We start from the raw sequence: 13,028 nt of genomic DNA on the forward strand, positions 1-13,028 counted from the left end.
ATGGCGCGGGTCGTCGTCGTCGGCAGCGGCATCGCCGGGCTGGTCGCCGCGCTGACGGCGCAGCACCGCCACGAGGTGCTGCTCGTCACCAAGGGCACGCTGGCGGAGTCGTCGACGCGCGCCGCGCAGGGCGGGATCGCCGCGGTCACGGCGCCGGGCGACTCCGTGGCGCTGCACGTGGAGGACACGCTCACCGCCGGTGCGGGCCTCGCCGTGCGCTCGGCGGTCGAGGTGCTCTGCGCCGAGGGGCCGGAGGCGGTCGCGGTGCTGCAGGAGTGGGGCGTCGGCTTCGACCGCGAGGGCGGCGAGCTGGCGCGGGGACTCGAGGGCGCCCACTCGCGTCCGCGGATCCTGCACGTCGGCGGCGACGCGACGGGCGCCGCGATCGAGGCCGCGCTCGTGGCGGCGGTGCGGGCCTCGTCCGTCGAGGTGCGCGAGCACGCCGCCCTGGTCGACCTGGTGCGGGAGGGCGGCTCGGTCACGGGCGCCGACGTCCTGCACGACGGCGTGCTCGAGCGCCTGACGGCCGACGCGGTCGTGCTGGCCACCGGAGGCGCCGGGCAGCTCTACCGGCACACCACCAATCCGTCCGTCGCGACCGGGGACGGGCTCGCCGCCGCCCTGCGGGCGGGAGCGGAGACGGCGGACCTGGAGTTCTACCAGTTCCACCCGACCACGCTCGCGCTGCCGGGCGGCTTCCTCGTCTCGGAGGCGGTGCGCGGCGAGGGCGCGGTGCTGCGCGACGCCGCGGGCGAGCGGTTCCTGGCCGGGGTGCACCCCGAGGCCGAGCTGGCGCCGCGCGACGTCGTGGCGCGCGCGATCGCGGAGCGGATGCGGCTGCAGTGCGGACTGCCCGTGCACCTGGACGCCCGGGCGATCGACCCCGAGGTGCTGGCGAAGAGGTTCCCGACGATCTCGGCGGCCTGCCGCGAGAACGGGCTCTCGCTCGCCGACGACCTGCTGCCCGTGACTCCGGCCGCGCACTACTGGATGGGCGGGATCGCGACCGACCTGGACGGGCGCACCAGCCTCCCCGGGCTGCTCGCAGTGGGCGAGGTCGCCCGCACCGGCGTCCACGGCGCGAACCGCCTCGCCTCCAACAGCCTGCTCGAGGGCGTCGTGTTCGCGCGCCGCGCGGCGCTCGCCCTCGACTCCCTCTCCTGGAGCGGCGGCCCGGTCGCCCCTCCCCGCGCCGTCGTCCCGATGACACTCGACCGCACCGCTCTCCAGGACGCGATGTGGGCGGGAGCCGGCCTCTCCCGGGACGCGGCGGGGCTCACAGCGGCGCGCGGCGCGCTCGTCGCCTCCGCCTCGCCCGCTCCGCTCGGACTGAGGACGCTCGAGGACGCGAACCTGCTGACCTGCGCCCTCGCTCTCATCGACGCCGCGCTCGCGCGCACGCACTCCGTCGGCGCCCACCACCGCACCGACTCCCCCGACCCCGCGACGGCGAGCGCCGCCGCCCCCACCAGAGAGGCGGCCCTTCCGTGCTGACCCGCCAGAGCATCGACCGCGTCGTCACCCTCGCCCTCGAGGAGGACGCGCCCTGGGGCGACCTGACCTCCGACACCCTCCTCCCCGCGGACGCCACCGCGAGCGCCGCCCTCGTGGCCCGCGAGCCCGGCGTCTTCAGCGGCGGCGCCGTCCTCGTCGGCACGATGCGGCAGGTCGACTCCCGGATCCGCTGCTCGGTGCTCGTGGAGGACGGCGCGGTCTTCGAGGCCGGGCAGACCCTCGCCCGGATCGAGGGCCCCGCGGGCGGCGTGCTCCGCGGCGAGCGCGTCGCGCTCAACCTCGTGCAGCGGATGAGCGGCATCGCCACCCTGACGGCGCAGTACGTCGCCGCGGTGGAGGGGACGCGCGCCCGCATCGTCGACACCCGCAAGACCACGCCGGGCCTGCGCGCGCTCGAGAGGCACGCCGTCCGCAGCGGTGGCGGCCGCAACCACCGCTTCTCGCTCTCGGACGCGGTGCTGGCGAAGGACAACCACCTCGCGGTGCTCGCCGCGCGCGGGATCGACCTGACCGCGGCCCTGCGGGCGGCGCGCGCCTCGATCCCGCACACGGCGCACCTCGAGGTCGAGGTCGACCGGCTCGACCAGATCGAGCCCGCGCTGGCGGGAGGCGCGGACACGATCATGCTCGACAACTTCACCCCCGAACTGCTCCGCCAGGGCGTCGCCCTCATCGGCGGGCGGGCCGTGGTCGAGGCGAGCGGCGGCGTCGACCTCTCGACCGTGCGCGCGATCGCGGAGGCGGGGGTCGACGTGATCTCCGTCGGCGCGCTCACCCACAGCGTCCGCTCGCTCGACCTCGGCCTGGACATCGCGGTCGAGTGATCTACCTCGACCACGCCGCGACCTCGCCCGTGCGCCGCGAGGTGCTGGAGGCCATGTGGCCGTTCCTCACCGCGGAGTACGGCAACCCGTCGAGCAGCCACTCGCTCGGCGACGCCGCGGCGCGCGCGCTGGAGGCGGCGCGCGCTCACGTGGCCCGCTTCCTCGGCGGCCGCGCCTCCGAGACGCTCTTCACCTCCGGCGGCACGGAGTCGATCAACACGGCGGTCAAGGGCCTCGCGCTGGGGGCGCCGCGCGGACGGCACCTGGTGATCTCGGCGCTCGAGCACGAGGCGACCGTCGAGTCGGCCGACCACCTCCGGCGCCTGCACGGCTTCGAGGTGTCGACGGCCCCCGTCGACGCGACCGGCCTGCTCGACCTCGACGCGCTCGCCGCGCTGGTCCGGCCGGACACCGCGCTGGTCTCGGTGCTCGCGGCGAGCAACGAGATCGGGACGGTGCAGGACGTGCCGGCGATCGCGGCGCTCTGCCGATCGCGCGGCGTGCCGCTGCATGTGGACGCCGTCCAGGCCGCCGGCTGGCTGGACGTCGCGGGCTGGGGCGCCGACGCGGTCTCGGTCTCGGGGCACAAGCTCGGGGCGCCGAAGGGCGTGGGGGCGCTGCTGCTGCGCAGCCGGCTCCCGTTCGAGCCCCTGCTGCACGGCGGCGGCCAGGAGCGGGAGCGGCGCTCGGGCACCGAGAACGTGGCCTTCGCGGTCGCGCTCGGCACCGCGGTGCGCCTGCTCGATCCGGACCGCGCGGCGCGGGTCGGCGCGGTCCGGGACGCGTTCGCCGAGCGGGTCGCGGCCCTGGCGCCCCGGGCCGTGCCGCTGGGCTCCGCGGCGCACCGGCTCCCCTCGATCGCCGCGTACGCCGTCCCCGGGCGCAGCGGCGAGTCGACGCTCCTCGAGCTGGAGGAGCGCGGCGTCGTCGTCTCGAGCGGCTCGGCGTGCGCCGCCGGGCGCGACGAGCCCTCGCCCGCGCTGCTGGCCCTCGGCCTCGACCCCGACGTCGCCCGGACCGCCGTGCGGTTCAGCTTCGGCGAGGGCGCCACGCTCGAGGAGGCCGAGGCCGCGTCCTCCGCGCTCTCCACGGTCCTCACCTGAGACCTCTCGCAGCGGATCCCCGTCGATCGGGAATGTCCGGGGCGTCCGCCGCTGTTCTCCCTCCGTACCCCGCATCCGCGCCCGCGAGTCGAGCCGTCGATGCGCCCCTCACACCGATCCCCCTCACGACCGGAGAACACCTGTGACCGAGCGCAGCACCCTTCCCGCCGCACGGCCCGCCGCACCTGCCGCCGCCACGACCCTCGAGCCGCGCAGCCGCCTGGTCATCAGCCTCCTGCTGGTGTCGGCGTTCGTCGTGATCCTCAACGAGACGATCATGAGCGTGGCGCTGCCCGACCTCATGCGCGACTTCGACGTCGAGGCGCACGTGGGCCAGTGGCTCTCGACCGCCTTCATGCTCACGATGGCCGTCGTCATCCCGATCACGGGCTACCTGATCCAGCGGCTGCACACCCGCACGCTCTTCGCCGCCGCGATGATCCTCTTCAGCCTCGGCACGCTCACCGCCGCGCTCGCCCCGACCTTCGCGGTCCTCCTGGCGGCCCGCGTGGTGCAGGCCGGCGGCACGGCCATCATGATGCCGCTGCTGATGACGACCGTGATGACGCTGGTGCCCCCGGCGATCCGCGGCCGGATGATGGGCAACATCTCGATCGTCATCTCGGTGGCTCCGGCCGTCGGACCGACGATCTCGGGCGTCATCCTCAACTTCCTCGGCTGGCGCTGGATGTTCTGGATCGTGCTGCCGATCGCGATCGGCGCGCTGCTCCTGGGCCTGCGCAAGGTCGAGAACGTCACCGAGCCCCGCTCCATCCCGATCGACTCGCTCTCGGTCGTCCTCTCGGTCTTCGGCTTCGGCGGCCTCGTCTACGGCCTGTCGAGCCTCGGCGAGGGCGGAGCCGCGGTCGTCGCGCCGTGGATCCCGTTCGTCGTCGCGGGTCTCGGCCTCGCGGGCTTCATCGCGCGCCAGCTGCTGCTGCAGCGCACCGACCGGGCCCTGCTGGACCTCCGGACCTTCTCCTCCGCGAACTTCACCATCGTCATCGCGATGATGGCGGTCAGCATGTCGGCGCTCTTCGGCACCCTGATCCTGCTGCCCCTCTACACGCAGAACGTGCTGGGCCTCACTCCGCTGGAGACCGGGCTGCTCCTGCTCCCCGGCGGCCTGCTGATGGGCCTGCTCGCGCCATTCGTCGGCCGCGGCTACGACCGCTTCGGCCCGCGCGTGCTGCTCGTGCCCGGCTCGATCGTCGTCGCCGGCGCACTGTGGGGGTACACCCTGCTCGCGGCGGACTCGTCGCCCTGGTTCGTCCTCTCGCTGCACGTCACCCTCAGCCTGGGCCTCGCCTTCGTCTTCACGCCGCTGTTCACCGCCGGCCTCGGCTCGGTGCGCCCCTCGCTCTACTCGCACGGCAGCGCGATCATCGGCACCGTGCAGCAGCTGGGCGGCGCGGCGGGCACGGCGCTGTTCGTCACCGTCCTCTCGATCCGGTCGGCGGAGCTCGCGCAGGGCGGAGCCGACGAGGTCGCCTCCTACGCCGGCGGCATCCACTCCGCGTTCCTGTGGGGCGCGTCGATCGCGACGGTCGCGATCGTGGCCGCGTTCTTCGTCCGCCGCCCGGCGGAGTCGGACGCGCCGCTCCCGATGGCGCACTGAGCCGGGCGGGCCGACCCCGCCTGTTCACCTCCGCGTCACCCCGCCTCCCTACAGTGTCGCCCCGGCCGCCGCGCTCCCGATCGCGCGGCCGGGACGGAGACGAGACGTGACCGAGACGGCCGGCCCCCAGGACGTGCTCGACGCCGGAGCGGCCACCCCTCCTCCCCGCACGCTGGTCGACGTCCTCCGCGACACCGCGGAGCGCCACCCGGACGCCTCCGCGCTGGAGGACCCGGCCGGAGCGCTCAGCTACCGGGAGCTGCTGGCCCGCACGGTGCAGCTCGCGGGCGAGCTCACCACCGCAGGGGTCCGACGCGGCGACCGCGTCGGGATCCGCATGCCCAGCGGCTCCCGCGAGCTCTACCTCGCGATCCTGGCCGTCCTCGCCGCGGGAGCCGCGTACGTCCCGGTGGACGCGGACGACCCCGAGGAGCGGGCGCGCCTCGTCTTCGGCGAGGCCGCCGTCCGCGGCGTGATCACCGGCTCCGGCCGCTTCGAGCGCACCGGCGCCGACGAGCCGGCCGCCCGCCTGTTCACCGCGAGCGCGCCGCACCCGAGCACGGCGTCGATCCCGCTGCTGCAGCCGCCCTCGCTCGAGGACGACGCCTGGATCATCTTCACCTCCGGCTCCACCGGAACGCCCAAGGGAGTGGCGGTCAGCCACCGCTCCGCCGCCGCCTTCGTCGACGCCGAGGCGCGCCTGTTCCTCCAGGCGGAGCCGCTCGGCCCCGGGGACCGGGTGCTGGCCGGTCTCTCGGTCGCGTTCGACGCGTCCTGCGAGGAGATGTGGCTCGCCTGGCGGCACGGCGCCTGCCTCGTCCCCGCTCCCCGCTCGCTGGTCCGCAGCGGCATGGACCTCGGCCCATGGCTGACCACGCACGGCATCACCGTGGTCTCGACCGTGCCGACCCTCGCGGCGCTCTGGCCCGCGGAGTCGCTCGAGAACGTCCGCCTGCTGATCTTCGGCGGCGAGGCGTGCCCGCCGGAGCTCGGCGAGCGCCTGGCCGTCGAGGGCCGCGAGGTCTGGAACACCTACGGGCCGACCGAGGCCACCGTCGTCGCCTGCGCCGCGCCCCTCGGCGGGCCTCCCCCGGTGCGCATCGGGCTGCCGCTGGACGGCTGGCGGCTCGCCGTCGTGGACGCGGACGGGCAGCGGGTCGGCGAGGGCGAGGTCGGCGAGCTGGTCATCGGCGGGGTCGGGCTCGCGCGCTACCTCGACCCGGTCAAGGACGCCGAGAAGTACGCGCCGGCACCGCTCCTGGGCTGGGAGCGGGCCTACCGCTCCGGCGACCTGGTGCGCTTCGAGAGCGCCGGCCTGATCTTCCAGGGGCGCGCGGACGACCAGGTGAAGCTCGGCGGTCGGCGGATCGAGCTCGGCGAGGTCGAGGCGGCGCTGCAGGCGCTCCCCGGAGTCTCGGGGGCGGCGGCCGCGGTCCGCACCACGGCGGCCGGCAACCAGGTCCTCGTCGGCTACCTGGCCCTCGCCGGCGGCCGGGAGCTCGACCGCGACGCGGCGCTCGCCCGCCTGCGTGAGGCGCTGCCCGCATCCCTCGTGCCGCTGCTGGCCGTGGTCGAGGAGCTGCCGACCCGCGTCTCCGGCAAGGTCGACCGCGCCGCACTCCCCTGGCCGCTCGCCGTGGGCACGACCGAGGACGCCTCCCTCGACCCCGAGGAGGCGTGGCTCGCCGCCCTCTGGCGCGACGTGCTCGGCGTGCCGGTCGACGAGCGGGCGAACTTCTTCGACCTCGGCGGCGGCTCCCTCGCCGCCGCCCAGCTGGTCGCGCGGATCCGCGAGCGCGACCCCGAGTTCACGGTCGCCGACGTCTACGCCCACCCGCGTCTCGCGGCGATGGCCGCCGAGATCCAGAGCCGCTCGACCGGCACTGCGGAGGTGTCCGCTCACCGCATCGCGCCGGTCCCCCTCAGGATGCGCGTGCTGCAGACCCTCCTCGGCGCACCGCTGCTCGTGCTCGGCAGCGCCCGCTGGGTCACTGCGATCCTCACCGCCACCGCGGTGCTCGACCTGGTGCCGGGGTTCGGCTGGCTGCCCACCGCTCCGCTCGCCGCGCTGATCCCCGCGTTCGCGCTCTTCCTCACGCCGTTCGGGCGGATGGGGCTCACCGTCCTCGCCGCGCGCACCCTGCTGCGCGGGATCCGAGCCGGAGACCACCCGCGCGGCGGGAGCGTGCACCTCCGGCTCTGGCTGGCCGAGCAGATCGCGTTCCAGCTCAAGGCCGTGAGCCTCGCGGGCGCGCCCTGGGTCGCCTATTACGCCCGCGCGCTCGGCGCCCGCATCGCCGACGACGTCGACCTGCACTCCCTCCCTCCGCTGACCGGGATGCTCACGCTCGGGCGCGGCGCCGCGATCGAGCCCGAGGTCGACCTCTCCGGCTACTGGATCGACGGCGACGTCCTGCGCGTCGGTGCCGTCCGGGTCGGCGCCGGCAGCACGGTGGGCGCGCGCAGCACGCTCCTCCCCGGCGCCCGGATCGGCAAGCACGCGCAGATCGAGCCGGGATCGGCCGTCTTCGGGCGGGTGCCGGCCGGGCAGCGCTGGGGAGGATCCCCCGCCCAGCGGCTCGGCAGGGCGAACGCCGGGTTCCCCTCGGAGCGCCCGGCGCGCCGCCCGGGCTGGGTCTGGGCGTACGGAGCGTCCGCGGTCGGCCTCGCGGCGGTCCCGGTCCTCGCCCTCGCGGCCGGGCTCGCCGTCGTGGCCGCCGCCGTGCGCGGCTCGGCCGGCCTCGGCGCCGCGCTCGGGCCCGCTCTCGCCGCCCTCGTGCCCGCCGTCGCAGTCTCCGGAGTCGTCCTCGCCGCTCTCGTCGTCGTCCTGGTGCGCCTGCTCGGGCGGGGCGTCGAGCCCGGCACCCACCCCGTGCGCGGTCGGACCGGCTGGCAGGTCTGGTCGACGGAGCGGCTGCTCGACTCCGCGCGGGTCCTGCTCTTCCCGCTCTACTCGGGCCTGTTCACCCCGGTCTGGCTGCGGCTCCTCGGCGCGAAGGTCGGACGCGACGTCGAGGCCTCGACAGTGCTGCTCCTGCCCGCGATGACGACCATCCGCGACGGCGCGTTCCTCGCCGACGACACGCTCGTCGCCTCCTACGCGCTCGGCGGCGGCTGGATGCGGCTCGCCCGCGCGGAGATCGGCGAGCGCGCGTTCCTCGGCAACTCCGGCATGGCCGCTCCCGGTCACACCGTGCCCGCCGGCGGACTCGTCGCCGTCCTCTCCTCCGCGCCCCGGAAGTCGAAGGCGGGCTCGTCGTGGCTCGGCTCACCGCCCGTGCGGCTGCGGCGCACCGTCGTCGAGGCGGAGTCGGCGCGCACCTTCCGCCCCGCCCGCCGACTCCGCGCGGCCCGCATCGCGTGGGAGCTCGGCCGCTTCGTCCCGGTGGTCGTCTCGGTCGCGATCGGCCTCGGCGTGGTAGCCGGACTGCTCGCGCTGATCCAGACGCTCGGGGCGGTGCTCGCCGCGCTCGTGGGAGGCGTCGTGCTGCTGGCCGCCGGAGCGGTCGCCGCGGCCGTCTCCACCGCCGCGAAGTGGATCCTGATCCAGCGGGTCGAGCCGAGCGAGCAGCCGCTGTGGTCCTCGTTCGTCTGGCGGAGCGAGCTGGCCGACGCCTTCACCGAGATGGTCGCCGCGCCCTGGTTCGCCCACGCCGCCGCGGGCACTCCGGCGCTGGTCTGGTGGCTGCGGAGCCTCGGCGCCCGGATCGGACGCGGCGTCTGGTGCGAGAGCTACTGGCTCCCCGAGGCCGATCTGATCTCGCTCGGCGACGGAGCGACCGTGAACCGGGGCTGCGTCGTGCAGACGCACCTGTTCCATGATCGAATCATGAGCATGGATCTCGTGAGCCTCGACGCCGGCGCCACCCTGGGCCCGCACAGCGTGATCCTCCCCGCCGCGCGGATCGCCGAGCACGGCACGGTCGGCCCGGCCTCGCTCGTCATGCGGGGGGAGCTCGTGCCCGCGGGCAGCCGCTGGAGCGGCAACCCGATCGGCCCGTGGCGCGAGGTGCGCGTCGCCGACTACCACGCGCCCGTCGCGTGAGCCCCGCGCTGACCGGGCTCGAGACCGCCGGCGACCCCTACGTCCCCGGCATCGGGAACACCGGCTACCGCGTCGAGTCCTACGACCTCGACCTCGACTACCGCGTCGCCTCGAACCGCCTGGCCGGCCGGGCCGTGCTGCGGATCGTCGCGCTGCAGCCGCTCCGGCGGTTCTCCCTCGACCTCTCCCGGCTCCGCGTGGCCCGCGTCCGGATCGACGGACGCCGCGCCCGCCACGAGCAGGCGCCGCACAAGCTGCGGGTGTCCCCCGCCGAGCCGCTGGCCGCCGGCGAGAGCGTCGACGTCGAGATCGAGTACAGCGGCCACCCCGCCCCCCGCGCCAGCCACTGGGGCGAGCTCGGCTGGGAGGAGCTGGAGGACGGGGTGCTCGTCGCCTCGCAGCCCTCCGGCTCCTCCACCTGGTTCCCCTGCAACGACGACGTCGCCGAGAAGGCTCCCTACCGCCTGCGCGTCACCGCCGAGGAGGGCTACGCCGTGCTCGCGAACGGGGTGCTCATCGACTCGAGCGCCCGCTCCGGCCGCCGCACCTGGCTCTACGAGCAGCGCGAGCCCAGCGCCGCGTACCTCGCCTCGGTGCAGATCGGCCGCTACGCGATCGAGGAGCGCGTGCTCGCCGGCGTCGCGGTGACCCTCGCCCGCCCCGCCGCCCTGGCCGCTCGGGTCGCGCACGACTTCGCTCCGCTCGAGCGCATGCTCGCCCTGTTCACGCGGCTGTTCGGGCCCTACCCCTTCGCCCGCTACTGCGTCGTCGTCACGGCGGACGAGCTGGAGATCCCGCTCGAGGCGCAGGCGATGGCGGTGTTCGGCGCCAACCACGCCGACGGCCGCGGCGGCTCGGAGCGCCTCATCGCGCACGAGCTCGCGCACCAGTGGTTCGGCAACAGCGTGGGCATCGCCCGGTGGCGCCACATCTGGCTCAACGAGGGGTTCGCCTGCTACGCGGAGTGGCTGTGGTCGGAGGAGTCGGGCCGCGCCACCGCCGACGCCTGCGCCCGCCGCCACCACGCGGTGCTGCGGGCTGCGGCGCAGGATCTCGTGCTCGCCGATCCGGGGCCGGTCGCGCTCTTCGACGACCGCGTCTACAAGCGCGGCGCGCTCACCCTGCACGCGCTGCGGCTCACCGTCGGCGACGGGCCCTTCCTCCGGCTGCTGCGGGAGTGGACGTCCCGCTACGCCTCCGCCGCCGTCACCGACGAGGAGTTCCGCGAGCTCTGCACCGAGGTCCTCGGCGAGGGCGTGGACGATCTGCTCGACGCCTGGCTCCTCGACGAGGAGCTGCCGCCGCTACCGTCCCGGCGCTGACACCAGCGAGTCCGCGAGCGCGTCGCCGTGCTCGCGCCGCCAGCCGATGATGGGCCCGGCGCCCGCGTCCCCCATCGGCCCGAGGGCGACGCTGACCCGCAGCGCGGGGTCCAGCTGCGGCTCGGCCAGCCGGAAGCGGACGCCGTCGATCCGCGCCTCCGCCGCGTGGTGCGACTCGTGCACGTGCACCCGGCGCGGGTCGAGCTCGAGCCCGCGACCGTCCGCCTTCAGTGCGGCCTCGATCCGGGTCCAGTGCAGGACGGGGTCGGCGGGGCGCATCCCGCCCGTGGCGAAGGGCGCCCCGGCGATGCGCGTGATCCGCTCCCCGCGCTCGGGCGTGCCCAGCGTCGGCTCCACATCGACGCCGACCGCACCGGCGCTGCTCGCCGCGACCACGACGGCGCCCGCGCAGTGCGCGATGCTCACCGACAGCAGCTCGAGCGCGATCCCGCGTCCCTCCAGCCGCGGCCGGCCGTGCGCGCCCCCGCAGCGCGGGCAGCACGCGACGACCCGGACCTCCGACGCGCGCGTCCCCGTGAGCTCGGCCGCGAGCATCCGCAGGAGCACCCGCCCGAAGACGAAGCGCTCGGCCGCCGACGCGGCGACCGTGCCGGCGTAGCGCTCGCGCTCCTCGTCGCTCAGCAGCGGCAGCAGCCGCTCGGCGTCCAGCGTCTGCTCGTCGAGCGCCAGCCAGCGCAGGTGCACCCCCGGCAGCTCCGCGCCGATCCCCGACTCCCCCATGTCCGTCCCCCCGGTCAGCTCGTCGCGGCGTGCTCGCCGCGCTCGTACACGTCCGCGGCCGATCCGACGATCAGCGGGTCCGGACCCAGCGGGCCCACGACCTCCTCGTCGCGTCCGTCGTAGTCGTAGAGGCTCAGGACGTAGCGCATGGCCTCGAGCCGGGCGCGCTTCTTGTCGTTGCTCTTCACGATGGTCCAGGGAGCGTCGGCGGTGTCGGTCGCCGCCATCATCGCCTCCTTGGCCGCGGTGTAGTCGCCCCACTTGTCGAGCGAGGCGAGGTCCATCGGCGAGAGCTTCCACTGGCGCACGGGGTCGATCATGCGGATCGTGAACCGGGTGCGCTGCTCCTCCGCCGAGACCGAGAACCACAGCTTCACCAGGTCGATGCCGTCGCCGACGAGCATCCGCTCGAACAGCGGCGTCTGGCGGATGAACTCGTCGTACTGCGCCGGCGTGCAGAAGCCCATCACGCGCTCCACGCCGGCCCGGTTGTACCAGGAGCGGTCGAAGAGGACGATCTCGCCGGCGGCCGGCAGGTGCGAGACGTAGCGCTGGAAGTACCACTGACCGGCCTCGCGCTCGGTCGGCTTCTCGAGCGCGACCACGCGGGCTCCGCGCGGGTTGAGGTGCTCGGTGAAGCGCTTGATGGTGCCGCCCTTGCCCGCGGCGTCGCGCCCCTCGAACACGACCACGAGTCGGCGCCCGTGCTTCTTGATCCAGTTCTGCAGCTTCAGCAGCTCGATCTGGAGGAGGCGCTTGCCCGCCTCGTACTCCTCGCGCGACATCCGCTCGTCGTAGGGGTAGCCCTCGCGCCAGGTGTCGACCTGCGTGCCGTCGCGGCGCAGGAGCACCGGATCGTCGTCGTCCTCGTCCAGCACGACGAGGTCCCGCGCGTCGGCGGGCGTGAGCGTGCGGAGCAGCTCGGGAGTGGGACGGAGGGCGTCATCGGCGGTGTCGGGCACGGAGGGACGCTAGTGCGCCCGTGCGACGCTCCGGTGAACGGCGGGTATCCCCGCGTCTGCGGGGAGGACGGTCGGACAGGCTGCCGCGCCGATCGCGGACCCGGCCGCCGGACGCGCAGGCTGACCACGACGGCTGTACGCGACCGAGGCTGCAGTGCTCGATCCGGTGCGTTCCCGCGAGGATCGACCGGCTCCGCCTCGTCTCGGGACGGCGTCAGCCGGTGAACGCCGCAGGAGGCAGGTCGGTCTCGCCGTCCTCGACCGCGTCGAGCAGCCGGTCGACCACGTCCTGCGGCGCCAGACCCGCGCCGAAGCGGGGCGCGTCTCCCGCGAGCGGGTGCCGGGACAGGTCGGTCTCGGTGTGGCCGGGACGCGCGTCGAGCAGGAGGACGCCCGCCCGCTTGTACTCGCGGGCCGAGGCCTTCACGAAGGAGTGCAGTGCCGCCTTCGAGGCGGAGTACGCGGCGAGTCCCGCGGTCGGAGCCTCCGCCACCACGCCGCTGATGGTCAGCGCGAACGGCTCGCGCCCCTCGCCCGCCGACGCGACGAGCGACGGCAGCGCGGCGGTCAGCACCCGGATCGGCGCCAGCGCGTTCACCTCGACGAGCTCCTCCAGAACGGCCGGATCGAGCTCGGCGGAGGGCCCGAAGGCCACGACGCCCGCGGCCACGACGACGCCGTCGAGGCGCCCGTGCCGCTCGAGCACCTCGGCGACCACGCGCCGGGGCTCGTCCTCCCCGCGCAGGTCGGCGACCAGGGGTGCCTCGCCGAGCGCCGCGGAGTCGCGCCCCGAGCGCACCGCGACGGCACCGCGCGCCTCCAGCGAATCGGCCAGGAGGCGGCCGAGGCCGCCCGAGGCTCCGAGGACGAGGACGACGGCACCGTCGAGACGAGTCAT

9 protein-coding genes are annotated in these 13,028 nt (G+C 75.3%); 6 read left to right on the forward strand and 3 right to left on the reverse strand.

Features of this window, described 5'->3' with window-relative positions; genetic code table 11:
- The 6 genes from nadB to C5C63_RS00940 all read left to right on the forward strand — a co-directional run bounded on the left by nadB (position 1) and on the right by C5C63_RS00940 (position 10,427).
- On the forward strand, positions 1-1,494 hold the full coding sequence (gene nadB, locus C5C63_RS00915) for an L-aspartate oxidase (protein ID WP_104325340.1): 1,494 nt from the start codon (positions 1-3) through the stop codon (positions 1,492-1,494).
- Positions 1,488-2,339, forward strand: a complete 852-nt coding sequence (gene nadC / locus C5C63_RS00920; RefSeq protein WP_104266935.1) for a carboxylating nicotinate-nucleotide diphosphorylase — start codon at positions 1,488-1,490, stop codon at positions 2,337-2,339. The genes nadB and nadC overlap by 7 nt, the downstream gene beginning before the upstream one ends.
- Positions 2,336-3,442, forward strand: coding sequence for a cysteine desulfurase family protein (locus C5C63_RS00925; RefSeq protein ID WP_104325341.1), 1,107 nt, complete (start codon positions 2,336-2,338; stop codon positions 3,440-3,442). The genes nadC and C5C63_RS00925 overlap by 4 nt, the downstream gene beginning before the upstream one ends.
- Before the next feature lie 142 nt (positions 3,443-3,584).
- Entirely contained in the window at positions 3,585-5,060 is a 1,476-nt protein-coding gene (locus C5C63_RS00930; RefSeq protein ID WP_104222964.1) for a DHA2 family efflux MFS transporter permease subunit, read from the forward strand.
- Positions 5,061-5,166: 106 nt separating this feature from the next.
- Complete coding sequence (locus tag C5C63_RS00935) at positions 5,167-9,105, forward strand: Pls/PosA family non-ribosomal peptide synthetase (RefSeq protein WP_181110539.1); 3,939 nt, start codon at positions 5,167-5,169, stop codon at positions 9,103-9,105.
- Entirely contained in the window at positions 9,102-10,427 is a 1,326-nt protein-coding gene (locus C5C63_RS00940; RefSeq protein ID WP_258062826.1) for a M1 family metallopeptidase, read from the forward strand. Before C5C63_RS00935 ends, C5C63_RS00940 begins: the two co-directional genes overlap by 4 nt.
- On the opposite strand, the gene C5C63_RS00945 is transcribed toward C5C63_RS00940, so the two are convergent.
- The 3 genes from C5C63_RS00945 to C5C63_RS00955 form a co-directional block, all read right to left on the reverse strand.
- Positions 10,410-11,168: a 4'-phosphopantetheinyl transferase superfamily protein gene (locus C5C63_RS00945; RefSeq protein WP_104222962.1), complete on the reverse strand. Its 759-nt coding sequence runs from the start codon at positions 11,166-11,168 to the stop codon at positions 10,410-10,412. The genes C5C63_RS00940 and C5C63_RS00945 overlap by 18 nt on opposite strands.
- A 14-nt stretch (positions 11,169-11,182) precedes the next feature.
- Entirely contained in the window at positions 11,183-12,043 is an 861-nt protein-coding gene (gene ppk2 / locus C5C63_RS00950; RefSeq protein ID WP_244230712.1) for a polyphosphate kinase 2, read from the reverse strand.
- A gap of 301 nt (positions 12,044-12,344) precedes the next feature.
- On the reverse strand, positions 12,345-13,028 hold the full coding sequence (locus tag C5C63_RS00955; protein ID WP_104272618.1) for an SDR family oxidoreductase: 684 nt from the start codon (positions 13,026-13,028) through the stop codon (positions 12,345-12,347).

This window comes from Rathayibacter sp. AY1B8 (assembly GCF_002932775.1).
Taxonomy (GTDB): Bacteria; Actinomycetota; Actinomycetes; order Actinomycetales; family Microbacteriaceae; genus Rathayibacter.

What these genes read in the sequence shown, in the direction of transcription:
- C5C63_RS00955 (WP_104272618.1), bottom strand. Translation starts at nt 13,028, where the DNA reads ATGACTCGTCTCGACGGTGCCGTCGTCCTCGTCCTCGGAGCCTCGGGC.
- nadB (WP_104325340.1), top strand. Translation starts at nt 1, where the DNA reads ATGGCGCGGGTCGTCGTCGTCGGCAGCGGCATCGCCGGGCTGGTCGCC.
- C5C63_RS00945 (WP_104222962.1), bottom strand. Translation starts at nt 11,168, where the DNA reads ATGGGGGAGTCGGGGATCGGCGCGGAGCTGCCGGGGGTGCACCTGCGC.